Here is a 26,195-nt window from a genome sequence, read left to right as displayed (position 1 = left end):
CGACGTAGGAGTCGGCCGCCTGGTCGGTGTCCCAGGCGATGTCGATGGTGGTGTTGCCCACGTTGGCGGTCGAGACCGAACCCGGGATGATGGCTGGGCCGGCTTGGGTGGTGAATGAGTAGCCGTCGCTGCCGCTGGTCGAGGTAGAGACGGCGCCTTGGACGTTGATCGATTGGACTATGAAATAATATGTGGTAGCCGGGGTCAAGCCGGAAATGACAACTTGGTGCCGTCCATATGGAGTTGTGGTGGCGCGCAAGGTGGCCACTCCAGTTGAGGTGGCTGAGGAAAAATCACCACCGGTTATTTCCTGGTAATAAACCAGGGAGTCTGCAAGCATATCAGTATCCCAAACGATGCTTGCCTGGGTAGTATAGATGGAACTGGTACCGACACCGGAAATGGTAGCCGGGGTCAGCGCGGCCACCATCCCGCCTCCGCCCTCGCCGGCATCCTGGATGCCGTTAGCTTTGCCGTTAACGGTCTCTGAGACATAAGAAACATTGCCCTTGGCGTCTTCAACCGTGACACGGTAGTAGGTGACCGTGTCAAAGGACATCGTGTTGTCACCGTAATAGTTAGTATCAATATCGTCGATAGTATCCAACAAATTGAAATTGACGTTATCAGTCGAACGCCAGATGCCATAACTTCCGAAACCGACAGCCGGAGCGGCTGGTTTCTGCCAGGCCAAAAAGAGACGGTACTCATCCGGTTCGGCCAGCATATTCGAAGTGTCCTGAACCATGAAGGCTATCGGGGTCGGTGGCAAAACAACGTTGATGATACCCGTAACATTTTGAAAACTATCTTTGAACTGGGTATAAATGCTTGATGGTTTGCCAGCCAGATTGAAGGTTGTCTCAGGAGTGTACGTAGCCCAGGCGCCATCGGCAACATCAGACTGAAGTCCCAGACGCATCATGATGTCATTATCGTCGGTGACGTCCAACGCAACCTGGTTAGTCGTAGTGGCGGCATTAACAATGACCGGGTTGACGCCAAAGGTAGGGGCAGCCGCATCAAGAGCAAAGGCATTAGAGCTGGTGGCAGCCGTGGCATTAGCTGCTTCATGGTCAGAAATAGTCAGCCTGATCCTGGCCTGGGCGGACGAGGTGGACAGATAGCCGGGACTCCAAACCGCAACGTATGGTTGTTGATCGATCGGATTGCCAAAGATGGCGGTACCCGAAGCGATACGCCCTGGATCGATATCCACCGCCTTGGAGGTTGTGGCATCTTCCGGCAAGCCGCTTGAAATGAGCTGCCAGCTGGCCCCATTATCGAGAGAATATTCGAAAGAGGGCCAGACCTTTCCCTGGTTCTCTGCTGAGCCGGAGGTTGTGTCTGGGTCGCGCGGCTTATAGCTGATCGCGACTGTCCCGTCATTGTTCTGTATCGCCTGGACGCCATAGACCGGGTCCAGTTCTGGCGGAGCATTAACGACGTATTGGACTTGGACTTGATCCATGACCGGAGCATAGGCGCCATCCGAGTTTAAAGTCACCTTATACTGGAACCAGCGATCACTGAGCCCGTCCGACAACGAATTTCCTGAAACTGTTTCAAGAGCAGCTGAGGGGCAACTTACGATCAGTCCCGATTTCTCACATCCCTCGGCCTGATTAGCCGGATAGGAAAAATTATACCACTGGGCGGAATCAAGCGAATTGGATGTCGAAGCAGTGCGAATGGACAGGACAATGCTCGTCCCCGTAGCTAATGTGCTCTCTCGCCAAGACAGTGACCCCATGACATTGCCAGCGCTAGTCGTATCATATTTATTCGAAGTCAGCGTGCCCGCTGAAGCATAGCCGCCATAGGCGATATTAATATCCTCAACAGTAGCCGTGCCAGCAATCTGGACCTTCCATCGCAAATCAACACCGGGTCCAGGAAAATAAAATATGACGTCTGGAGTTACCTGATGCCAATCCGTACCCCCGTTATTAGACAAGTAATACGCTACATTGCCGGTTCCTGGCGTGTCGTTCTTGGTCAAAGTCGCCCAACCGATACTAGTTACTGACGAATTTAATTTGAGCGACTGAGCGGTCGTGGTCGCCGGGGTATCTTTGAAAAAACTAGTTAGATTTTTGTCACCGGCGATATACAGTTTGCGACTGACCGTATCGTAAGACAAGTCATAAAACCCCTTGGCGGACCAGGATGGCATCGCATCCAGATAGGAGGTGCGGTATTTGATAACGCCTGCCTGATAATCGACTATGGCATGTAAAGAACCTCCGCCGCCGAAATACAAGTTATTGATATCACCGACAATCCTCGAATAAGAAAAGTTGCCAGTCGTGGGCACACTGGTCGCAGTCGCTCCGCTGACTATGTCGTATTTCTTTATCCCGTTATACCGGTTGCCATAAGCAGAGTAGAGGAAATTACTGGAATCAACCAGCAAGTCGGAAAATTCATCACCCGTAACACCGAATTTCGCTACCAAGTCAGTGGCTATACCATTGTCATAGCTGCCTATTTTGCCGCTCGTGCCAGCGAAATAAACAACGCCGCTATTATCCACTGCCAAAGCCCTGATTTCGCTCCCTGACATCACCGCACTTATCGCCGCCGACAGATCGGTCGTAGTGCCGGCGCCGCCGTAGCTATATTTAACTAAACGGCCCGAGGCGCCACCTAAATAAACTGCCCCCTGCGCCGGAGCGAAAAAAATGGCTCTAATGGGCTCTTGCCCATAACACTCCTGGGGCCAGCCTTCGTCATCGGTGCAATATTCACCCCAAACCGATGAAAAAATGCCGCTAGTAAAAGAGGTCAAATTTGTGACTGTGTTATTACTTACGTTGAATTTAATAAATTTACCGGATTCATCTGCCATATAAATAACATCCGGATTTTCACTTAAAGACATGATCACATAGTAAAAACTAATACTAATCTGACCGGAGAGTACGCTGGTCAAGTCGGTCACCGTATCAGTGGTAAAATTGTACTTGATGAATTTATTTTCAAGCGTGGCTAGATAAATTTCATTGCGTGGCTGATTAAAAAGAGTCCGTTTCACAGTCTGGCTGAAACCGACAATTCCCGCAGCGCCAAGTTTGCTCGCCAAGTTGGTCCCGGTGCCGGCAGCATATTTAAAAAATTTGCCAGCGCCGCCGCCGATATATAACTCACCCGAAGGATTGTTAGCTAAAAAATATGTGGAATTATTATTCCAAAAAGAACTCATCCCCGAACTGACAAAAAGATTTGTCACAACCCCATTCTGATAGCTGCCGAATCCGCTAGGCGTGGCCAAAAACACTGCACCGCCGTCGTAAACCATTGCGCCGAAGTAGCCAGTGCCGAATGCGGCGGCAAAACCTGTAGAGGTCGCTAAATTTTGCACCGTGCCGCTCGCAATCTTTGCAAATCTGGCATTGCCGCCAGCAACGTAAACATCTCCTGCCGGATTGATTTCAATCTCCTTGACTTCATTGTTACTCCAAGAGGCACCGCTGGCCAAAGTTGCTGTCAAATCAACCACGCTGTTGTCTGCCGGCTTATATTTTAAAAATTTTCCGGAAGAACCGCCTATATATAAATAAGCGTCGGTAGGATTATATTCGATTTCAAGAGAATTATTCCCAGTAGTGATTATCGTATTTATGTAAGAAGATAGGTTTGAGATAGTTCCCGGGTTCCCGGCAGTATATTTAGCGAACCGCCCAGGATTCGCTCCAGTCAAATAAACATCCAACCCGACGAAAGCGATGCTATAGATATCGTAAGAACCCCAACCTGTGGTTAAGTTCGTGAAATTGGGCACCGTACCAGCCAGATTGACTGCTGTGCCGCCCTGATATTTGGCAAATCGGCCACCTTTGCCAGCGATATAAAGAACGCCGTCACCATCGAATTTCATGGCTTGGATACTATTATTTCCGCTCGCATTTTCCGGCCAAAAAGATGAAAATCCAGAAGACAAGGAAAGGTTGGTGACCGTATTAGTTATTCGATTATACTTGGCGAACTTGCCGTTAGCGGTTCCGAAAAACAGATCATCACCAGAGGCCACCCCGGCAGTCACTCCATCGTCTTGTCCCGGGAACAGCTCGGCGAATTTCGGAGCCAAATTTTCAATCGTGACAGTCTCGCCCGGCGCCTCGATTCTGCCAGTCGTCGTGCTCCAATTCGAAACGGTATTAACCGAATCCTTATAAACAGTTGAGGTGAAGGTCTCGCTGATAGAGGAAGTGGCAAACGCCAAGCTCAAGCCGGCCCCGCTTATGGAAACACTATTATCAACAGAATAATACTTATCCCAGCCGGCGTTCTGCTGACCGCTTGAGCCGCTATGCTCCAAACTCGTAGTAGTGGCCGCTCCCCCCACCCAACTTTCCTGGAGCCAACCGTAAGTAGCGGCAAAGGTCGGCTGCTTGCCTCCGAATAACAAATTGGTTATCAAGGAGGAGACAACTGCCACGACAACCATGGCAGTTATACCCAGAAGACTGAACATCCTGATTTTGGTTTGTACCCGCTTGTAGCCAGCATAAGAAAAAGGACAGCTCCTAAGCTCCCGCTGTCGGAAAAACAGATTGAAAGACTCGCCCGGATCGACAAAGTTGATGATAAGGAACTTATACAAGTCCATAACCATCTGCCAAAAAACCAGATACAGGTTAAGGCCGATGATGCTGAAATAAAAAATGCTCGAACTATACGGCTGTTCGAGCCGCTGTTCGAGCCTGTTCGCTAATTTGAGTTCAGTGCGATTAACCTCCCCTTGAAGAAGATAAAAAATTCGTAGCATGAAAGAAAATATTTTCTAATCTGTAATTAATATTATAACACAAATAATCTTTTTGTAACAAATAAACAACGCCCTCTTCGAAGGGCGTTGTTTATTTGTTGTTTGGTGATCTAAACTGAATGGGGAAACCTAATCATCTTCGAATTCTTCTTCATCGTCGCCTCCCGCTGGCGCCTGTTGTGCGGCAGTTTGCGCTTGCTGCGCGGCCTGTTCCACAGCTGAGGCCGTAGACTGCTGTCCGACGGTTCCGACATAAAACTTGCCAAGCAATGTCCAGGCATAACTTGAGTGGACATGCCCGCCGTTAGTCCCACTAAAGGCGGCCGTGGCCTCTTTGCCACAATAAGGAGTTATAGCTCTAGCGCCGGCCGGATGCTTATTCAAATAGCTGGAAACGTCGTAAATCTTTCCGGAAACTACCAGCCAACAACTGCTGATGCTGTTGTGCTTTGAAATTTCCGCCGAAGTGAGAGCAACGCCATTGCTGGTGGGGGCGGACGCTTTACTGACTAATGGCGCGGTCTCAACCTTTGCTGCGGCCAAAGGCGCTGCTCCTTGGCCCGAGACCTGTTCCTTGCTCTGAGTTGCTACGACCGAGGAGGCGATTTTTTGGTCAAGACTGCCCACCAGATACTTATTCAAAAGATTCCAGGCAAAATCGGAATGGTTGCTACCCTGATTTCCCTTGCTCGAAAAAGCGGACGTTGCTTCTTTGCCGCAATATGGAATAATCGTTCCGACGCCGCCCGGATGTTGGTTCATATACGAGGTGAAATTGTAAACCTTGCCGTCGACTATCTGCCAACAATCTTTAGGATTGTTATGCTTGGCCACCTCCGAAACCGAGAGTGTGGTCTCAGTCGGCGCAATCTGCCCTGCCGATGCAGTGCCCGTGGCTGACATCAGCCCGTCATTTCCTACGCTAGCGAAACTCGGAGTATCGCACTTCTGTCGGGACACCAGAAATCCGGCAATCAAGATGCCAGTTACTGCTGACACGAAAACAAACAGGCTGAAGGTAACAATTTTTTTGATCATATCATTGCAAATTCCTCTGAATGCAAGAGCTCGCTAGGAATATCATAATTTTTTAATTGTGTCTTGATCGCACCCATCATGCCTGGCGGGCCGCATAGGAAAAAATCGCGTTCTTTCAAGCCGCCGGTAATCTTACTAATGATATCGGCTGAAATTTTTCCCTGCTCATCGGAAAAGAAGCCATGGACCCGGAACCAACTCCTGGTCTCAGCCAGCGACTTGAGTTCATCGATGAATACCGCCTCTCCCGCGTTGTTAGAGCAGTAAATCAGATCGATGTCATAATCCGACGAATCGCCCAGACTGCGTGCCATGCTCAAAAAAGGAGTAATGCCGATGCCGCCAGCCAGCCAGACCTGCTTTTTGTTGACCGAGTGGTGATAAGAAAACTGGCCGTAAGGGCCTTCGATCGAGGCGGACGTTCCTATTTTTAAATCCGGTAATTTTGAGGTGTAATCGCCCAGACCCTTAACCGCGACTGACAGGCCGTTGCCGGCCGAACTGATGGTAAAAGGGTGTCGCTCCCTGAATCCATCCTGGTCGAAAGCGATAAAAACGAATTGCCCAGGATTATAAGACATCTCGCCCCCCGCGGGCTTCATGATAATTTCAACAACCGCCCCGCTAATTCGATTTACCGCTTCAACCCTGTACTGGCAGGACTTGACCAATGCTTTGCTGTCAACCACTCTGTAAAAAACAGCAGCCAGCGCCAGCAAAGAGATCAGAAGCAAATAGCCCTTGAGCACTAGGCTCTGGCTAGTGTCACTGGAGATGAAAAGCAGGTGCAGTATGGCTAAAAAATATGCCAGCCCTAAAAACTTGTGCGATAATTTCCAAATTTGATAAGGCAATCTGACATAGAAGGTCAGGAGCAGAAGCAAGATCATCAAGACAAGCGATGCCTTACCGTAGTTCAATGGTAAATTAGCGCTCGGCAAAAAAAACTGGGCCGCCAAATGCCATGAAGTCTGCCCATATTTGACCGCCAACAGGAGGGGATGGAGCAAAAGCAGGACAAAACTGATCGCGCCGACCTGATGATGCTTGATATAAACGATATTTAGGCCAGCGAAATGCTTATCAAGCCACTTGGTGCGGGCACTCAAAATGATGGCTAGGCCGAACATGGCCATACCGACCAGCCCGGCCAGTTGGCCCAGACTCGTGGCTGTCGTCCAGCCGTCGGCGAAGCGTTCGGATAGCGGTCTTAACGTCAGCCACGGCAGAAAAGGAAAAAGCGAAAGCGCCAGAATCACCAGCCAGCCATTTTTTGCCTTTGATTTTTGCATAGGCTCAGCTATTTCAGCAATGCAACCAACTTGGCAATCTCACCATAATGCTTGGCGACGATTTTCTGATTCCTGAAATTAACCGCGAATTTCTTGATTTCCTCCAAGGCAGCGAGAATCGCCTCCTTGCTCGGATTATCGAAATCACCTCCAGCCTGGCTGAACATGCTGCGCATCAGCTGGCGGACATTTATCCGCTTCATCTCTTCAAAATTATCCTTGGATTCATCGTCCACATAATCTTTCAACTCGTCGAGCTGCTCCTGATGGGCGGCGACGAAACACTCCACGATCGCATCGCGGACATCTTCGGGAGAAATCGATTTTTCGGTATCAACACCGTAAATTGTTGGCATAAATTTCACTTAATTATCTTATTTAAAGAGTAGCACTGTACGGGGATTAGTCAATAAAAAAGCAGCCCTCGATTTCTCGAAGGCTTGGCTTGAGCCGTTAAGGCTCTACGGGTTCGCAATCCCAGATTACCGTATGATAACAGGTTTGCCACCCAGGGATGGTCATCGACAGAAGCTGGCTGAGATTGCTGCTCAGAAATAGCTCCGTGGTCGCATGGTTGATGTTGGTAACAAGAATGATGAATTCATATTCCCTGCTATAACTCTTGATGACTTCTGCGAGCGCCGTTTCGTCACTGCAATACATGTCGTGGGGCTTGTTCGGCAGAAGTTCAGATGTTTCAGCTAATTTAGCGTGAAACAACTGAGCCAAGAGCGTACCCGTGGCGATGCCGCACTGCGTCGGAGGATATAAGACGATACGCTTTTTAAGCGGGGTCTTCATATTCCTGGCCATTTCCGCCAGCTTGATTGCCGATCGGATCATGTTCGGATATGCCTCAGCGTCACGTTCAAACGACTGGCCAAGCTCGTGCCTGATAGGATTAAAGATGGCTAGCTTCCTTATTTTCATGCTTTGACTACCTCCCTCAGTTAAAATGAACCAAATAATGGCTAATTATGAAACAAATAACCAAGAAAGTCAACCCGCTGGCCCAAAAACAAAACGGCCGAGCGGCCGTTTTGTTTTATATTTGCTTTTCGTCTTATTACTTTTTCGGGCCAACCACCGCCTCGAATTCCTCTTTTTCCATAGTCTCCTTTTCCAAAAGATGGGCTACGACCTTTTCCAAAAGTTTGTGCTGTTCATGGATCACTCCCTGGGCTTGGTGAGCCGCCTGGTCGATGAAATCGGAAATTTCACGATCAATCTGTTCGGCTGTCCGTTCGCTGTAGTCCCTATTCTCATGTATTTCCTTGCCCAAGAAAATCATATCCTCTTTTTCTCCATAAGTGCGGAGACCTAGCGTATTACTCATGCCATAATCGGTAATCAGCTGGCGGGCGATCTGGGTGGCACGACGCAGATCAGAGCTCGCTCCAGTCGTAACTTCGCCGAAAGTCTCGCGCTCGGCGATCTGTCCGGCCAGCAAAACGGCAATCTCTTCGATGAATTCCGTCTTGGAGCGAAGATGCTTGTCAGCTACTGGCAATTTCAAAGTATAGCCGCCGGCACGTCCGCGAGCGATGATTGAGATCTTGTGGACCGGGTCGGTGTGCGGCAGGAAATGGGCTACCAAAGCATGTCCTGCCTCATGGTAGGCTGTAACCTTTTTCTCATGGTCGCTCAGGATGCGGCTGCGGCGTTCCGGTCCGAGCAGAACCTTTTCGATACTCTCGAGCAATTCAGACATTTCGATCGTCTTGCGGTTGCGCCGCGCCGTCAAGATAGCCGCTTCATTCAATAGATTGGCCAAGTCAGCGCCAGAAAATCCTGGCGTACGCTCAGCGACACGGCGCAAGCTCACCTCTTTAGACAAAGGCTTCTTACGTGCGTGCACCTTAAGTATGGCTTCACGGTCAGCCATGTCCGGCTCATCCAAAACGACCTGCCGATCAAAGCGTCCAGGGCGGAGCAAGGCCGCATCCAAAACATCCGGGCGATTAGTCGCCGCCATGATGATGATATTGGTATTCTGGTCGAAGCCATCCATCTCGACCAATATCTGGTTTAGGGTCTGTTCGCGCTCATCATGAGAGCCGCCCAATCCGGAACCGCGGCGACGTCCGACAGCATCGATTTCGTCGATAAAGATGATGCAAGGCGACATCTTTTTGGCGCGCTTGAACAGGTCCCGGACGCGCGAAGCGCCGACGCCGACGAACATCTCGACGAACTCCGAACCGGAAATCGACAAGAAAGGCACGCCAGCCTCGCCAGCCGTAGCGCGAGCCAGCAAGGTCTTGCCGGTTCCCGGACTGCCAAGGAGCAGGACGCCGCGCGGGATACGCGCTCCTAAATCCAAAAATTTCTTAGGGTGCTTCAAGAATTCTACCACTTCCTTCAACTCCTCTTTCGCTTCCTTAACGCCAGCCACATCCTTGAAAGTCGTTTTCTGCTTGTTCTCTTTCGAAAATTCACGAGCTTGCGACTGCCCGAACATCATGGCCTTATTGTTGGCACCTTGCACTTGGCGAAGCATGAAATAAATGAATGCGGCGATCAGTAAGAATGGCAAAATTATCGGCAAGATGAAGCCGGTCCAGAAGGTCGTGCCTGAGTCGTCTTTGATGTCGACGGCGACTCCTGCTAATTTATCCGGGGTAACGCCGAAGTCCTTAAGCATCTCCGCCAGGCTCTGACCGGACTCTTTTTTGACCGTTTCTTTCTTGTCATCTTTGAGCGTGACTACGACATCGCTACCCTGCACTTGCAAGCTCTTTACCTGCTGTTCGTTCAGCTGGGTTATAAGCTTATCTATACTGACATTTTCAGGCTTGGTATTTGAGCCGAAGCTGCTCAAGGCCAAGGATATAAGCAAGAAGATGCCGAAAAATATAAGGAAATTACGTAATAAATTTTTCATGATTATATGATGATTATTTATTTAACTGCTCATGTTTGTTTCCTGATTATACAATAATCATCCTCATTTTTCAAGCCAGCTAAAAGGCATATCGTTTGCGCAGCCACCAGCCGGAAATTGCCAGAATGACACCTAACCCGATCAATTCCAGATACTGTTTCAGCTCTAGAGTCGAGTCGCGTGACGGTATCGCCGACGGCGCCTCCGGATATTCTTTTGCCGCAGCCGCCTGCGTCAAGACAATATCAGCCATGCTTCTGGGGGTGATCCTGACCCCGGTTGCGGCCGGTGTTATCACGCCGGTCACAGCCAAACGCTCACCCTCTTCAATTTTAGAAAAGCTGTCAGCGATCGCTTTAGGTAAGTAAACCGCCACCTCGCCGCTGCCGTCATCGATGTGCCAAAGCGTGGCCGTCTTCTTGGTCAACTCGCCCCTTACCGCGACCAACTGGCTCAGCTTGGTGGCGCCGACCTGCATGCAACTAAGCTGCTCCGGTTCAACCGCCGCTCCGGACGCCAACACTTTCATGTCAGAAAGCTTACTGGTCTTCAGCCGCTTTTCACCCTTCACTTCATCGGGCAAACCGCTAACCTGCACCCGATCACCGAGATTGAGCTTCGGAAAATCTCGGCGATAATTATACACTTGCCAACAGTCATCCCCAGTTATATAGAATGTCTGTTTCGCGATATGCCCCGGCAAAGCCGTAACTATGCCGCTGACCGTCAGGCGGGCTGCTTTAGCTGTAGCCGACACCTTCTTTGCGGCCGTGACTGCTTTCTTTTTTTGAATAGCCGCCTTAGGGCTGATTACTACCCGTGTAGTTCGATTGGTTTTGCCCGCTGTCGGGGCAGACCATTGCCAGTGGCCTTTCTCGTCCCGAGAATAACTTTGACCCTCCTTGGCTCCGCTGTAGCTGACGGAGTCAACTATCTTTCCGAAGATATCGAATATCCTGACTTCGTCAGACCCATTATTCAAAGCCAAGTTGCTATCTTCGCGATTGACCAGGTAAAACGACAACGGCTTGATGATGACGTTATCGTCGAACCGGTAGGGCTTGCTGCCGCCGGCCGCGTCATCGATCTGCCAGCCGAAAAGATCAACCTCTTGCTGCCCGGCATTGCGCAGCTCTATCCACTCCCCGTCCGCGTCTTCGCCGATCGGGTTGGGTAATAATTCACTGACGATTACCGGAACTTGCTTGGTAACGGCGACGGCGATTATTTTTCCTGTCGACGTCGCTTTAGGCGCTTCCACCGCTATGGTGCGGCTCTTGGTCGACTTGGCCTTACCGTCAGTCACCGACAACTCAACTTTAAAGCGCCCCGGCTTCGCGAATGAATGCATCGGACTCGGCTCAGTCGAGCTGGCGCCGTCACCGAACTCCCACCAGAAATAAAGCTTGTCATCTTCAGGATCGGTCGTGTCGGAACTATCGAATAACACTGCCTCGCCCGCTTCAATCAGAGGCTTTACCGACCAGTCGACTTCCGGAGCCTGGTTCTCCGCCTTGATGATATTATTTTCTCCAGGCGTCGGCTGTTCGCTCCAGCGCCACTCACTCATTTCATTCTTGGCATAGCTCTTGCCCTCAGGGGCGCGTTCGTAGCTGACAACTTGTCGCGGCACCGATTTTTCTGGAGAATATAACAAGACCTGTCCCTGATCGTTGGGCAACACCAGCCGGCTCTCGGAACGCCAGATCGTCAAATAGGCTCTAGCTCCTACGACATTCGATCGTGATGAGCTTGAAATTATTACATACTGGCGCTCACCGCTAACGAGTTTCCAACCCGTCAAGTCAGCCGGAAAACTTCCGGCATTATACAGCTCGATAAACTCTCCCGCAGAGTCGCTGCCTTTTGGACTGGGCAAAATTTCGGTAATCTCTATTTCCGGTTCGATGATCGGAGGCGGGGCAATAGCGCTGGGTGGCTGTGAAACCGTCTCGCCCGCGACTTGTTGGGTAGATGTCGCGTCAGTGGAACTTGCCGCAATATCCGGCGGCAAGGCGTCTGGAGTCGAAGATGCCGGAATGCTGTTCATCGCCTTGGGTGTGCCGCCTGGCAGGACGCTCGAATGCCAATATCCGTCGACGTCACGTTCCATCGTCTGCTTCGTGGCGTTATCGCCAGCTGGCCAGATCGACGCATCTGACGAGCGGTCTATCAGCGTGCTCGAAGCGTCATAAAGTTCTAACAATTCGCCTCCGTTGCCCAGGGCCCCGGTATAAATCTGGCTCGATGTGACGCTCGCTACCGCCTGCTCGTTGGTGCGCTCGAGCAGAAAGAACCCGTCTGGTTCAATTACACCTTTGAGCGCGATATCTGGCGTGCCATCAGCGGCCTTAAGCCGCCAGCCAGAGAGATCGATCATCTCAAAAGAATTACTCCTCAGCTCGATCCATTCCTGATTCTCGTTTGACGCGTTGCCCATCCAGGCGATTTCATTCAACACGACCAGCGGCGTCGACGTAGCTGAAATCATGTTGGCGCTAAAAGCCAAGCGAATCGAAACCGCGCAATAAAAAAATCCTGACAAAGCAAAAATGCCGATCAGAATCTTACCTCCTCCTTTAGCCATAAAGTAAATAACAATACTTATTTACTTTGATTATAGCAAACGTCTTTTTACTTGTGCAACCACGATTTGCTGCGCAAATCACGATGATAAGTGATGGCGAAGCGATGCGCTTCGTCGCGCACCCGCTTGATCAAGTGCAAGGCCGGCGAAGCCAACGGCAATTCAAGGGCCTGTTTCTCTCCCGGAAAAAACAGCTTGTCCGGGGCGATGCCCGATCGCAGCCCCTCCCCTTTTGAGATGGCGATGACCGGGATATCGAGCTTGAACTTTTTCAACACGGCCGAGATGACATTCAGCTGGCCCTTGCCGCCATCGACGACTATCAGGTCCGGCAAGGCCCAATCATTATTGAACCGGCGCTCCAATACCTCTTTCAACATTCTGATATCGCTGGCCTGCCCCTGGCCGACTTTGATCTTGAATTTGCGATACTCGGCCTTGTCCGGCTCGCCTTCGGCGAAAACCACCATCGAACCGACGGCTTCCTGGCCGAAAATATTGGAGATGTCATAACCTTCGATGCGCTGCGGCGTCCGCGGCAGTCCAAGAACCTTGGCCAACTCGACCACATCGGTCGCGTATTTGTCTTCGAGCCCCAGGATGTGGGCATGCTCGAGCACGTTCCTCATGTTGGACTGTTGGAATTTCAGGAGTCTCAGCTCGGTCTCGAGTTCCGCGACCGTTTCTGGAGCCACGCCCTTCTTTGCCATTTTTTTCTCGATCTTATCGATGGCCGCTTGCTGCTCGCTGATCATCTTGTTCTTCTTGCCTTCAAAAAAAAGCATGATCGGACGTATTACTTTATCCATATATTCCTTTTTCGTGACTATGCCGCCGCAAATCCCGACACATCGTCCGACCTGGTAATAGAAGCAGGGTTTTTTCTGCGGCTTGCGCGTGGTGCAATAAGGCCAAATCTTGCGGATGGTCTTCAAGGTCTCTTTAACCGCGGTCAAGCTGACGAAGGGGCCATAATACTTGCCCGCCTTATCAATCGTCCGCGTCACGAATACTCCGGGAATCTCGTCGTCGAGCGAGACTTTGACATAAGCGAAACGCTTGTCGTCGCGCAGCATCACGTTGAAGGGCGGCTGATGCTTCTTGATCAGGTTCGATTCAAGCAGCAGCGCTTCGATTTCCGAGTCAGTCACGATCCATCTGATATCAGCCACCTCCTTGACCATGGCGGCTTTGGCCGGCGAGTGGTCGGTGCTCTTCTGCCAATACGACAAGGCTCGCGATTTCAGGTTGGCGGCTTTGCCGACATACAGCAAACTGCCAGCCGCATCATAAAATTGATAGCTGCCTGGCAATTTGGGAATATCGAATTGTTTAGCCTGCTCTAAAGTCATAATATCTGTATCTTATCACTATCATGATTAATGTCCATAAAAAAGATAGCCGCCATTCGCAAGGAATGGCGGCCGAGAAACTCGAAGAGCTATTTGGTAACCTGAAAGATTTCCAACTGCGGCTTGCCGTCAAAATCGAAGCCGTAGACACAAAGACTGTCACCGAATTGCTCCATGAAGGTCGGGTAAGTTATCCCCGTAGCAGTCGCTTGGAGCAGGCTGAAGCCGTTGCGAGTCATGCCGAACTGCTTGATGACCGGCCGGGACACGAATTGGCCTTGGCGCTCGTTCCAGAACCACTCCTGTTCCGCGATGTGGAACATCTGCCCGACATTGTCGCAGCTAGTCACAGCGACGACCATTTCTTTGCTGGAAGTTATCGGCGCCTGGATAGGCTTCAGTTTGCCATGGTCCCTGGTGATGGCGAAGGCATCAAAGTACGCCCTGACCTCGAGCTTCGGACGGGAAAACGGGTAGGTCTCGCTGATTTTTGGTTCTTCCGTCCCCATGGCCATGACATATCCATCATTGAACTCATCGAGCAAATAAAGCTCGGCGGCGAACGGACTGACCGGCACGGAATTGATCTTCTCCACACGGCTCGAGTCGGTCACGGAGTAGTTGATGATCCGCGACGGCTGCCCTGGCGGATGGCACAAGACATAGGCGTTGCGGCCGTTGATCTTGATAGCGGCGAAGCCGCCTGCCCGCTCGACATATTCGTCGACGACCGAGACTTTCCTCGGCTTATCGATGTCGAAAACTTTCAGCGTATCCTTGCCGATTACAGCCAAACACTTGCGGCTCAATGACATGGCAAAGGCATCGGACGGCACCGGGAAGGCGCTGTCAATCCTCGGCTGGGGGTCGCTGACATCGATGACATGCACATACCGTCCGCGATTGAAGTCGCCGAGGACATAAACCCAGTTGCGTCCCTGCAGGACTTCGTAAACTGCGGTCATCTGCAGGCACACCTTGCCCATGACATACGGTCTTGCAGGATCCATCAGGTTGATGGAATACAGGTCGTATGTTCCATTGGACGACTTAGCAGCCTGATGGACCTTGTTGCCCTGCACTGCCAATAGCTTTTGACCAGAGCCGCCGATCGGTACTGGCGGTTCGTAGAGCTTCTGGCTGCCAAGCAGGCCGGCGAACGAATTGGCGGTAAAGCCGATGATAATGACCATTGCCGCCATAACCACCATAACCCTCTCATACGTTTTCATATTCAGCTCCTTTCTGTACGCTGTTTTTTTTGCGGCTTGACGCCGAAGGTGGAATCCAATCAATTAATCAATGAGCAAATTGTCTTATTTTTAGCACAAAAAAGTAAAAAAATCAACACCCCTAAGGGTGTTGATTTGAAGTTTCTCAAAAGGATTATTCTACGGAAATCGCCTGGACCGGGCAGCTGGCTGCAGCATTCTTGGCACACTCGGCATCATCCTGGCTGATTACTTGCGATTTGCCTTCGGCGTTAATCGTGAAAACCTTCGGACACAAGGCGACGCAGGTGCCGCAACCGATACAAGTAACTTGGTCTACTTTGATCATAGTCTTGAGCAATAATGAATTAAGTCAATTAATTTATATCACAAAACACATCTTCATACAATCGTAACCGGGTGATATACTGTACATAGCTTCGGAGCGAACAAATAAACGGTTAAAGGAGGCCCCTCATGACTGCTCCCGCCCTTTCTCTTTCAGTGGAATTGAATTCGACCCAAACTGCCAAACTCGCCGCCATCGGCGACGAGCAGGTGTTCTACAGCCAGGCCAGAGACTATTTCGACTTTTGGCGTCTTTTGCTCAAGCAAGGACATGACACTTTCGGCGAAACGCTTGACCCTGACTGGGTGATCACCACTCTGGGTTATTGCAACTTCGGCCGGGATGCGGTCGCACGCAAAGCTCCTCAAGAAGTCCTGGTCTTCGCCAAGCAGCTGGAATGCTGCGTCATGCTCGGACAGATGCGCGGAGTTTTCGCAAAGCCGATCGCCCATTCGGCCTGATGTTCTTTTCTCCCCCAGCCAAGCCCTCCAGTGCTTGGCTTTTTTTGTAAAAAAAGGCGGTATTGCTACCGCCTTTTCAAATCTTCCTCTTATATCAATTTTGCTGCCAAATAACTCTTCAAATCCTCAACCTTGACGGTCTCCTGTTGCATGGTGTCGCGATCACGTACCGTCACTACGCCCTTCTCCAAAGTATCGAAGTCGATAGTAACGCAATACGGGGTGCCGATCTCATCCTGGCGGCGATACCGCTTGCCCACGTTGCCGTTATCATCGAATTCGCACATCCAGACTTGGCGCAATCCGGAAAAGACTTCGCGCGCCTTGGCTACCAGCTCCGGTTTGTTCTTGAGCAACGGGAACACCGCCACCTTGATCGGCGCGATCGCCGGCTTGAACTTCAGGACCGTGCGCACATCGCCCTCTTTCACCTCTTCTTCATTATAGGCTTCGAGCAAAACGGCCAGCAACGTGCGGGTCAAACCGAAAGACGGCTCGATGCAGTGCGGCACGAATTTGTTGCCTTCATCGTCGGTGTATGACAGGTCAATGCCGGAATACTTGATATGCTGCTGCAGATCATAATCGGTACGGTAAGCGAAGCCATGCAGCTCGCCCCAACCCAAGGTCGGATAATTGTATTCGACGTCGTAAGTATCCTTGGAATAGAACGAGCGCTCGTTCTCGTCGTGGCGGCGCCAGCGCATGTTCTCGTCAGACAGGCCCAAATCTTCGGCGAAGAACTTCTTGATCTGGTTCTGCCACTCTTCGAACGGCTTGCGCCACTCGTCTTCAGTCTGCGGCGGCTTGATGAAATATTCGATCTCCATCTGTTCAAACTCGCGGGTGCGGAAGATGAAATTGCCTGGCGTGATCTCGTTGCGGAAGGCTTTGCCGACCTGGGCGATGCCGAACGGCAGCTTCTTGCGCATGGTGTTCACCACGTTCTTGAAGTTGATGAAGATGCCCTGGGCGGTCTCACCGCGCAGATAGGCCTTGTTCTTAGCGTCTTGCAGCACGCCGACATTGGTCTCGAACAACAGGTTAAAGCGGCGTGCGTCGGTCCAGTCGGACTTGCCGCAATCAGGACACTTGATCTTTAGCTCGTTCAGTTTCTGGCCGACCTGTTCGAACGGAATGGCAGCCGTCTCATCGACGCCGATCACCGCCTCGAGCAGCTTGTCGCCACGATGGCGGGTCTTGCAAGCCTTGCAATCGACCAATGGGTCATTGAAGTTGGCCACATGGCCGGAGGCCTCCCAGACTTTGGGGTTGGTAATGATGGCCGAATCCAAACCGACCACGTCATCGCGCAGCTGCACGAAGGTCTTCCACCAAGCCTTGGCGATATTATTCTTCAATTCGGTGCCGTAAGGGCCGTAATCCCAAGAATTGGCCATGCCGCCGTAAATTTCCGAACCGGGAAAGACGAAACCGCGTCGTTTGCACAAAGAAACGACTTTTTCCATTGATTTCTGTTCCATAGATTTATAATTAATTGATTATTATTGCTGTTTATGGCTGTTTAAAGCTGTCCATCATCACTCCTGACGGAGCTGATGATGAACCGACGGCTCGCCCGCCGTCGTCCTTACGGAGTCGGCGAGAGCTCAACGGCTCGCCCGCCGTTGAAAAAAAGGCTCGTCCCGAACATCCAATCGATTGAATGTTCGGGACGAGCCTCGGGCCCGCGGTTCCACCCGCTTTCTCCAAAGTAACTTTAGAGCTCTTTTGATGTATATGCTATTGTAACAAAGGGTGCCAATCTCCCTTTGGTTTTTTGAGTAAGTTCATAATACTTAATTATCCACCTTCTGTCAACACCCGTTAATTCTGGGTATTTTTTGTTTAATATAAGCATAAAATACATTATACCTATTGACATTTTAAAATATTTGTTATATAATATAAGGTTAAATAATTTTACTATCACATGTTCAACACTAATTTTCTAAATAAAAAAGGTATGGCAAAAACTAAGCTTCTAGCGAAATGCCTGATATTAGCCATTTTCGCTTCAACTTTATCAATCCGGCCAGCCTTAGCTGCCCAGGATATCTGGGAAGCAGTTACTCCGGCCGGTGCCGGCGGAACCTTCACCACGGTCGCCTCGATGGATAACTATATATATCTTGGAACTTCCCAAGGCGTGTACCTGAGCTCGAACCAAGGCACCAGCTGGAGCGCAGCCGCTTTAGGCGGCTCGACCATCAACGCCATCGCCATCGGCTGGAATTATGACGGTATTGCCTACACCGCCGACGGTTCGACTCCGATTTTCGTTGCGACCAACAACGGCGTTTATCGCACGACCCTAGGGTCAAACAGCTGGACCGCCACCTCGATCTCGGACAATACTTCTGATGTAAAATTCGACTTGTACCAAACCATATTCAACGCCGCCGCTACCTCGATCTATGCCGCCGGTCCGACTGGCGTCTACCGCAGCGACGACTTGGGCGATACCAATATCCAAGTTTCGGCTAGTTCCACAAAAAGGATTATGACAGATTTTACGGGGCTGACTCCTGGTGGCAACATTTTTGCCATAACTCAAAACAACGAAATTTTCTCAAGCGAGGTCTTCTCTGTTAATAATAACCCCGAAACCTGGACTTTTAAATACGCAACCTCAACTCCAATAAATGACCTGGCACCAATAAATGGCTTGGACGGGTCCGGGTTCATGGCAACCGACAATGGGGTATTAAAAACTATGGATGGCGGCATTAACTGGGATGCCTCCAACCTTAACCTGCCAACCCTTAATACGAAATCAATTCAAAATGACTTCATCGACACAAACATCGTCTTCGTAGCTGCCAGCAGCTCCGGCGTCTACCGCAGCACCAACGGCGGCGTCGGCGGTGAAGATTGGCAAGCCGCCAACAACGGTCTGGCTGCCACACCGATAAAGATGGTCAACACCAACCCGGCAAGCTCGACTTTACTCTACGCCATGGGCAACGCCACTCTTTTCCGCTTAAACCTTTCCGGCACTGCCGCCTTGGTCGGCCCTGATACAATAGCACCGGAACAGATCGTTTCCTTGTCATCCTTCCCCGACACCCCGACCAGCGTTATACTGAACTGGCTGGCCCCAGGCGATGACGGCGCTTTTGGAACAGCCTCATCCTACGACCTGCGCTACGCCACCACTACGATCGATGACGCTAACTGGAACAACGCTGACGTCTTTCACTCGACTGGCGAACCGACGCCTGCTCCGGCAGCCACTGACGAGGCCATGATACAGGGAGGTTTGCTGCCGAACACTACCTATTATTTCGCCATAAAGACGACCGACAACGCTGGCAATATTTCAGCGCTTTCGACGGTCAGTTTCGTCACGACTGACGGAACCGCCCCGTCCGTTCCCCAGAGTTTGGCAACCGCCCCTATTTCTGCCTCGCAGATCGATCTGAGCTGGGCCACTTCCACCGACAACGTCTCGGTCGAGGGCTACAAGATCTATCGCGATAGCGTCCTGATCGCCACCACTTCTTCGACTACTTTCAGCAACACCGGACTGACCAACGGCACGACTTATAATTACCAAGTATTGGCTTATGACACTTCCGGTAACGAGTCGGCCAAATCGGCTACTTCCTCGGCTGCAACCACTGATACTCAGGCACCGACCGTGCCAGCCAGCCTGGTTGCCAGCCCGATATCATCTAGCCAGATCAACCTGAGCTGGGCGACTTCGACCGATAACGTTGCTGTCACCGGTTACAAGGTCTTCCGCAACAACTCCCAGATCGCTACTACTACGGCCACAACCTACAACAGCACCGGCCTGGCCGCCAGTACTACCTATAATTACCAGATTTCGGCTTTCGATGCGGCCGGCAACACCTCTGCCAAATCTGCAACTTCTACGGCCACTACTACAGCTGCCGACGTGCAAGCGCCTTCAGTTCCAAGCAGCCTGGCAGCAACAGTTATCTCATCGAGCCAGATCAACCTGAGCTGGGCGACTTCGACCGATAACGTCGCCGTCACCGGTTACAATGTCTACCGCAATAGCACTCTGATCGCCTCGACCACCGGCTCGACTTACTCAAGTACCGGTTTGGCCGCCAGCTCGCTTTATACCTATCAGGTATCAGCCTATGATGCAGCCGGCAACGAGTCCGCAAAGTCAACCTCGACAGCAGCCACCACCCAGGCTGCCCCTTCAGTCGGAGGCGGCGGTGGCGGCGGGGGAGCTGTGACCGACACGATCGCTCCAGCCGCGCCTCGATACGTCTCTACAGAAAGAAAGGACGGCAATATCAAGCTGTCTTGGTCGAACCCCGCCGATGCCGACTTGGGAGAAATCGTCGTAATCAAAAGAGAGACTGAAGCCACATCCTCTGCCTACAGCATTGCATTAACTGGCGGCAAAATAACCATCGTCGCCACTTCAACCGCCTACTCAGAAACAGACAACGACCCGACAAAAAAATTGTTCTACTACATCTACGCCAAAGACAAGACCGGCAACATCTCCGCTGCCCTGACCATGGTCGTCGTGCCCCAAAACACTTCGGCTTCCGGTACAACCGCTCCAGCCAGCGCATCCAGCACCTCCGCTCCGGCCGTCACTCCCGCTTCATACGAAGCCAGCGTACAATCAGAGGCTGCAATAGTCTATGGCCAAACCAGTCCTTCGAAATTAAGCGATATCGAAATCAGCATCTACAACCGCATTACTAAGGGCGAGAGCCTGACGGCCAATGCACGCTATTCGATCGCTTACTTCATCAACAAAGGCACAGCCAGCACTATTAAACTTGGTGCAGGCGAACGGGCTGGAGCGGTCTCATCTTACCGCAAGGCCTTCGGCCATTTGCCAAGAACCACAGAAGACTGGATGGATGCGATCAAGATCGGCAACGGCCGCTGGACCAAAGAGATTAGCGCCAAGGCCGAAAAGGATGCTACCCAGATATTCAAAAAGATTTATGGCCGCACCCCCGACCTGAAGAACGCCCGCGACGACGCGGCCGTCAAAGTCATGGCCTACGGCTTGCGCCCGAGCACCCGCAATCAGAATAGCGAGAAATCGGCCATCAAGAGCTTCAAGGCCATTTTCAAGAAAGCGCCGACCCTGGCCGCAGATTGGGATATCGTCCGAGCCATCGCCTACAGCGGCGCCAAAAGATAGTCTGATATAGTTTCACATATCACGCACCTTAGAACCTTGATAACTTAATCTGGGAAACCAAAACCATTCTTCATAGCCTGACTGAAAAGGAGCTTGTCATGAAAAAGATGACCGCCATATTCACCGTAGCACTTGTTTTAGCCACCGCTTTATCCGCACCGCTGGTTGAAGCCGCCTGCGTCGCCAACTCAACACCGACCAGGATTAATAACCTAAGGGTCGTAACCTACAGCGATTCAGCCATCGGCCTGGCCTTCACTGTCCCGGCCGATGCCAGCACTCTGACCGGCTACGACATCCGTTACCGCACCGATGTGCCGCTGAACAGCCTCAATTGGTCATCGGCCACGCAAGTGTCCGGAGAACCGATTCCCTTGCCGACAGGAGAAAGCCAAGTGCACATCATCACGAATCTTAAACCAGCGACCACCCATTATATCGGGGTTCGTGCCACCAACGAATGCGGCAAAAGCAACGCGTTGTCTAACGTCCCTCAGATAAAAACCTTATCCACTCCGCCGGACAAGCAGATCGTCATCTTTGCCATGATTTACCCCAAAGACAAAGAAGCCAACATCGACGGTTTCAAGATTCGCTACGGCAACGTATCACGCCACGCCCCTGGCTTTTCAGGGTATCCTTCCGTCACTGAGATGGCAAAAAGCGACCGCGTCGTTACTTTGGTCTTTGAAATCGGCCAGACTTACTACGTCAGCTTCTCCTCTTACAAGAACGATATCGACGGCCCCTACAGCAATGAAATGACCATACCCCAATAAATCCAGAAGGAGATGACCATGAAAAAGATGACCGCAATACTGACCGTATTATTCGCCCTGACAGCCGCCCTGTTTGCCAACCAAGCCCAAGCCGTTTGCGTCGCCGGGGCAGCGCCCAGCAAAATCAATGACGTAAAAGTCGTGGTCCAGACCGAGAAGTCGATTATTATCTCTTTTACCGTACCGGCAGCAGCCAACACCATTGTCAGCTACGACATCCGCTACCGCACCGACGTGCCGCTGAACAGCCTTAACTGGAGCTCGGCCACGAAAGTAACCGAGGATTCAACACAACGACGAATTCCTGGCGAGACGGATGTTGCAGTTCTGCGCAACCTCTGGTCATCAACGAACCACTACGTTGGTGTCCGAGTTACTGACGAATGCGGCAAAATGAGCCCCCTATCGAATATCCCCCAGATATCAACCCTCGCCTTCTCACCCGACAAGGCCATATTGGTTCTATCCTGGGGCTATTCCGAGGCCGACGAAGCGACTATCGATGGCTTCAGAGTCTACTACGGCAATATCTCCCGACTCAGTCCGGACTTCACCGAATACCCCTCGAAAACCGAGGTCAACAAGAATGAGCGGGTCGTGCCGATGGTCTTCGAAAAGGGCCCTCAATTCTACATGAGCCTGACCGCTCACAAGAACGGCGTCAATAGCCCTTACAGTAATGAAATCCAGCTACTGGACTAACCAGCCCGACAGGAGATGACCGATGAAAAAGATAATCACCGCCACACTTATTCTGGCCACACTTATTCTGGCTAACCTGGCGCTGGCTGACGGCTGCCAACCCGGTGACACAATTGCCCCAAAACCCATTGTGGATTTCAAGGTCCGCCCGCTCGGCCTTAACAAGGCCGAACTCACCTGGTCGGTTCCGGAAGATCAATCCGACATCGCCAGCTACGAAGTGCGCTACCGCACCAACGTTCCCCTGAACTCCCTCAACTGGGCAACCGCCACCAAGATGACCGGCACACCAACGCCTCGCAAAGTCCAACTACCAGATTCGCCTGTTGCGAAGACGATTACAGGTTATGCTGAAAACATGGTCATCAATATCCCGGCTGGCACTTCTATTTACTTCGGCATCAGAGCGACTGATTCCTGCGGAAAAGCCAGCAACTTATCCAACGTCCCGCAGCTAAACAACCCGTTCACTGTGCCAGCAACCAACGTCATAACCATGGACCCGGTCAACCTGGCCGCTCTAACCACCGTCACCTCGACAGTTTACCTCAACAACGCCAGTAATCTGGCCGGCTACTCGATGCTCGTGGTCTACGACCCGGCCAAGTTGGCAATCGCCAACATCCAGTCGACCTCCAAGCCGAACGCTTTGCCTGGATTGTTCGATTCGAACCTCGACTTCACTGGTCCGAACATGCAGGAACATCTGGCCAAGCTGGTTTCAGCCTACGAAGCAGCCGGAAAAAGGGTCGCCATCGTCGTGGCCGCTACCACTGAAAACAGCACCGGCAAAATTCCGTTATTCGACATCACCCTGGCTGGCATCTCGCCCGGCACGACCAGCCTCATGTTCATTCCAGAAAACGCCTCTTGGCTCAACTGGAGCGCTCAAACCTTTCCGGCGGACCTTTCGCCCTACCCCGCACCTTTCATTTCCCAGATTACAGTCCAATGAGCTCACGCTCGTTACCGGCCCCGTTGCATCCAGCAACGGGGCTTTTTTCATAAAAAAGAGAGGCTCTAAAGCCTCTTTTTCCAAAACCATTCTTCCCACACCTTGCCGGTGCCGAGAAAATAAACCCAGGTGCCGACCAACAGACCGACAGCGACCGAAAAGCCGATTTCGAAAAACACGTTCAACATGTTCTTGGTCACGACTAGCGTAAACAGCAGCAATGCCGCTACCAACAACAAGCTGATCAGCTTCACTTCAAGCAAACGCTGGCAATTAACCTTCGATGACGGGTGCATGACGGACCTCCTCCTTATTAGAATGAGCTACATTTCTTCTATGGTTTCGATACCAAGAAGACCAAGTCCATTAGCTAAAACCTGATTGACTGAGCGTAGCAGAGACAAACGCGACTCCCTGATCGACTCGTCCTCTTCTTTCAGTACCGGCACTTCGTGATAATAATCATTCAACTGCTGGGCCAACTCAAAAAGATATTTGGCGATTTCTGACGGCTCATACTGCTCGCCGGCTAAGATAACTATTTCGGTATATTTCATGAGCTTGGTCACCAGTTCCTGTTCCTTGCGATGTCCCAATGACAAAGCTTTCTTCGCCTTCGCAGTGGCCGCTTTGCGCAGAATGCTCTGGACCCTGGCGTATGTATATTGTAAGTATGCCGCCGTATAGCCGTCAAAACGCATCGCCTTTTCCAGCTCGAAGGTAATCGTCTTGTCACGGCCGACTTTGATCATCTCGAATTTCATCGCCCCAAGAGCGATCTTCTTGGCCACCGTCTCGATCTGCTCGGCAGTCCAATCAGAGTGCTTCTCTTCGGTCGATTTACGGGCATTCTCGACCATCTTCTGCTTCAGGTCGTCATAGGTGACGACGTTGCCGGTACGCGAAGCCATCATTCCTTCAGGCAGCTTGACGAAGTCGTATCCCAGATGGATCATCTCCTGCTTGTAGCCCATCAGTTCGAGCACTTTGAACAGCTGCTTGAAATAAAGACCTTGGCGGATATCGACGACATATATCGATTTCTTGAGCTTGTATTTTTCAAATTTAGCCATGGCCAAGGGCAAATCCGCAACCGGATAAAGCGCGGTGCCATCCGAACGCAGGAACATCAGCACGTTCAAGCCGAACTTGTCCAAGTCGGCGATGATTGCGCCCTCGCTTCTGGTCAGGAAATGCTTTTCATAAAGCTCCGACACTTTTTTCATGCCAGCAGCGATGAATTCGTTTTCGTAAAAAGTATCCTTGAATCCGACACCTAGCTCCTCATATATCTTGGCGAACTGATCGATGCTCCATTGACGCGTCTCGAGCCACAATTCATACATGTCGCCTTTGCGGCTCTCGATCTGCTGCATCACCCGGCTTACATCGTCCTTGGCGTCAGGATTGTCAGCCATGGCCGTCGTCGAACCAGCATAGGCCTTGGCCAGATAGCCGCCCTTGCTCGCCAGTTGCTCGACATCGGTATTCTTTAGATTTTCATGATTTTCCGGATTGACCAACCACCACAAGGTCTTGGCCACGTGGATGCCGAAGTCGTTGATATAGGAAACCGGTATCGCCTCAAAGCCATTGGCTGCGATCAGGCGATTGACGGCATCACCATAAGCGATGTTCCGCAGATGCCCGATGTGATATTCCTTGTGCGTATTGGCGTTCGAATATTCGATCATCACTCCTTGCTTCTTTCCGGATTTATTGGTACCGAAAGCGCCCTTCTCTTTGGAAATTTCTTTGAAGATCTCTTTGGTGACCTCTTCCTTGTTCAAAGTTATGTTCAGGTATGGCCCAGCGGTGCGCACTCCCTGGATGAAGCCGCCAACTTTGATTTTGCTTACCAGGGAACTAGCCACTTCGTTCGGCGACTGCTTCAGATTCTTGGATAGTCCGAAACACGGCAGACTCAAGTCGCCCATCTCGGTATTCGGCGGAAAGACGAAGTCAGCCGCGCTGACAGTGCCCTGTTTTTTAAGGCCGGCGTTGATCTCGCTGGCTAACCCGTTTTTTATCTTGATCAAAAGGCTCATAACTTCTCTAATTTATTCAAAGATTTATCATGCAGCTTAGTAAAGATGGCTATCGCTGCCAGCGAACCTAAAAGGGCCATGAACATGTCCCATTGTGTGTCCCAAACGTCGCCCTGCGTTCCAAGAAAAGCTTCAGCTGCAGTGCCGGTACCGACGGCCACCCACCACTCTATGAACTCGTAAAAAACGCTGACCGTCAGAGCCGATGCGACCATGAAAAAACCCAGCCAAGCCCCAGGCTTGACCACCTGGCGACGCAAGAAAATCTCGCGGGCGATCAAGGCCGGCACTAGGCCCTGCATCAGGTGGCCCAAGCGGTCGTAGTAGTTTCTTGCCAAGCCGAGCGTATCGCGCAGCCAGTTGAACAGCGGCATTTCGGCATAAGTATAATGGCCGCCGATTGCCAAAACCATAATATGCAAGGCTATCAAAGAGTAAAGCAGGTTACTAAGCCTCAATTTGCGGTAAAGCCCCAACAGGATTGCAATGCCGATAATCCCCGGAAAGACTTCCAAAATCCAAGTAAAATAATCATGCGGCCTGATACCCGACCAAAACATGACCGCCATGGTGGCGGATAATAAGAAAATATGATATTTAGAGTTCTTTTCCAT

The 26,195-nt window shown here is 51.2% G+C and carries 19 protein-coding genes; 5 read left to right on the top strand and 14 right to left on the bottom strand.

Annotated features, from left to right (window positions below; all coding sequences use genetic code 11):
- The 10 genes from HGA34_05485 to HGA34_05440 all read right to left on the bottom strand — a co-directional run.
- A partial coding sequence (locus HGA34_05485) for a hypothetical protein (protein NTW22956.1) occupies positions 1–4,771 on the bottom strand: 4,771 nt, incomplete at its 3' end.
- Positions 4,772–4,900: 129 nt separating this feature from the next.
- Entirely contained in the window at positions 4,901–5,809 is a 909-nt protein-coding gene (locus HGA34_05480) for a hypothetical protein (protein ID NTW22955.1), read from the bottom strand.
- The gene (locus HGA34_05475; protein ID NTW22954.1) at positions 5,806–7,101 is read right to left on the bottom strand and encodes a hypothetical protein; all 1,296 of its coding nucleotides are present in this window, start codon (positions 7,099–7,101) and stop codon (positions 5,806–5,808) included. Before HGA34_05475 ends, HGA34_05480 begins: the two co-directional genes overlap by 4 nt.
- Before the next feature lie 8 nt (positions 7,102–7,109).
- Positions 7,110–7,457 (bottom strand): hypothetical protein, encoded by a 348-nt coding sequence (locus tag HGA34_05470; GenBank protein NTW22953.1) that lies wholly within the window; start codon positions 7,455–7,457, stop codon positions 7,110–7,112.
- 97 nt (positions 7,458–7,554) lie between these two features.
- On the bottom strand, positions 7,555–8,031 hold the full coding sequence (locus tag HGA34_05465; GenBank protein ID NTW22952.1) for a hypothetical protein: 477 nt from the start codon (positions 8,029–8,031) through the stop codon (positions 7,555–7,557).
- A 136-nt stretch (positions 8,032–8,167) separates the two neighbouring features.
- Positions 8,168–9,985, bottom strand: a complete 1,818-nt coding sequence (gene hflB / locus HGA34_05460; protein NTW22951.1) for an ATP-dependent zinc metalloprotease FtsH — start codon at positions 9,983–9,985, stop codon at positions 8,168–8,170.
- Between the two features lie 79 nt (positions 9,986–10,064).
- On the bottom strand, positions 10,065–12,572 hold the full coding sequence (locus HGA34_05455) for a PKD domain-containing protein (GenBank protein ID NTW22950.1): 2,508 nt from the start codon (positions 12,570–12,572) through the stop codon (positions 10,065–10,067).
- Positions 12,573–12,619: 47 nt separating this feature from the next.
- Positions 12,620–13,924: an excinuclease ABC subunit UvrC gene (locus HGA34_05450; protein ID NTW22949.1), complete on the bottom strand. Its 1,305-nt coding sequence runs from the start codon at positions 13,922–13,924 to the stop codon at positions 12,620–12,622.
- 89 nt (positions 13,925–14,013) lie between these two features.
- Positions 14,014–15,156 carry a hypothetical protein gene (locus HGA34_05445; protein ID NTW22948.1) on the bottom strand — a complete coding sequence of 381 codons (1,143 nt, stop codon included), beginning with the start codon at positions 15,154–15,156 and terminating at the stop codon, positions 14,014–14,016.
- A 154-nt stretch (positions 15,157–15,310) separates the two neighbouring features.
- A complete protein-coding gene (locus HGA34_05440) occupies positions 15,311–15,484 on the bottom strand; it encodes a ferredoxin (protein NTW22947.1) in 174 nt (57 codons plus the stop codon).
- A 128-nt stretch (positions 15,485–15,612) separates the two neighbouring features.
- On the opposite strand from HGA34_05440, the gene HGA34_05435 reads away from it, so the two are divergent.
- On the top strand, positions 15,613–15,945 hold the full coding sequence (locus HGA34_05435) for a hypothetical protein (GenBank protein NTW22946.1): 333 nt from the start codon (positions 15,613–15,615) through the stop codon (positions 15,943–15,945).
- 89 nt (positions 15,946–16,034) lie between these two features.
- Here the strand turns inward: HGA34_05435 and HGA34_05430 are convergent, their stop codons facing one another.
- On the bottom strand, positions 16,035–17,414 hold the full coding sequence (locus HGA34_05430; GenBank protein ID NTW22945.1) for a glycine--tRNA ligase: 1,380 nt from the start codon (positions 17,412–17,414) through the stop codon (positions 16,035–16,037).
- 497 nt (positions 17,415–17,911) lie between these two features.
- Between HGA34_05430 and HGA34_05425 the strand changes: the two genes are divergently transcribed.
- From HGA34_05425 to HGA34_05410, 4 genes are all read left to right on the top strand, one after another.
- Entirely contained in the window at positions 17,912–21,097 is a 3,186-nt protein-coding gene (locus HGA34_05425; GenBank protein ID NTW22944.1) for a hypothetical protein, read from the top strand.
- Positions 21,098–21,195: 98 nt separating this feature from the next.
- On the top strand, positions 21,196–21,876 hold the full coding sequence (locus HGA34_05420) for a fibronectin type III domain-containing protein (protein NTW22943.1): 681 nt from the start codon (positions 21,196–21,198) through the stop codon (positions 21,874–21,876).
- A gap of 18 nt (positions 21,877–21,894) precedes the next feature.
- Positions 21,895–22,578 carry a fibronectin type III domain-containing protein gene (locus HGA34_05415; GenBank protein NTW22942.1) on the top strand — a complete coding sequence of 228 codons (684 nt, stop codon included), beginning with the start codon at positions 21,895–21,897 and terminating at the stop codon, positions 22,576–22,578.
- A gap of 22 nt (positions 22,579–22,600) precedes the next feature.
- Positions 22,601–23,533 carry a hypothetical protein gene (locus tag HGA34_05410; GenBank protein ID NTW22941.1) on the top strand — a complete coding sequence of 311 codons (933 nt, stop codon included), beginning with the start codon at positions 22,601–22,603 and terminating at the stop codon, positions 23,531–23,533.
- Between the two features lie 65 nt (positions 23,534–23,598).
- Here HGA34_05410 and HGA34_05405 read toward each other — a convergent pair whose 3' ends face one another.
- The 3 genes from HGA34_05405 to HGA34_05395 are packed head-to-tail and all read right to left on the bottom strand — an operon-like array spanning position 23,599 to position 26,195.
- Entirely contained in the window at positions 23,599–23,829 is a 231-nt protein-coding gene (locus tag HGA34_05405) for a hypothetical protein (GenBank protein NTW22940.1), read from the bottom strand.
- A 27-nt stretch (positions 23,830–23,856) separates the two neighbouring features.
- Positions 23,857–25,581: an arginine--tRNA ligase gene (gene argS / locus HGA34_05400; GenBank protein ID NTW22939.1), complete on the bottom strand. Its 1,725-nt coding sequence runs from the start codon at positions 25,579–25,581 to the stop codon at positions 23,857–23,859.
- Positions 25,578–26,195 (bottom strand): DUF2238 domain-containing protein, encoded by a 618-nt coding sequence (locus HGA34_05395; GenBank protein NTW22938.1) that lies wholly within the window; start codon positions 26,193–26,195, stop codon positions 25,578–25,580. The genes argS and HGA34_05395 overlap by 4 nt, the downstream gene beginning before the upstream one ends.

It is taken from the genome of Candidatus Falkowbacteria bacterium (assembly GCA_013336275.1).
Lineage (GTDB): Bacteria > Patescibacteriota > Patescibacteriia > Patescibacteriales > GWE2-39-37 > JAAXUA01.
The sequence above is the reverse complement of the archived record's forward strand: the minus strand, read 5'-3'. Positions and strand labels throughout refer to the sequence as shown.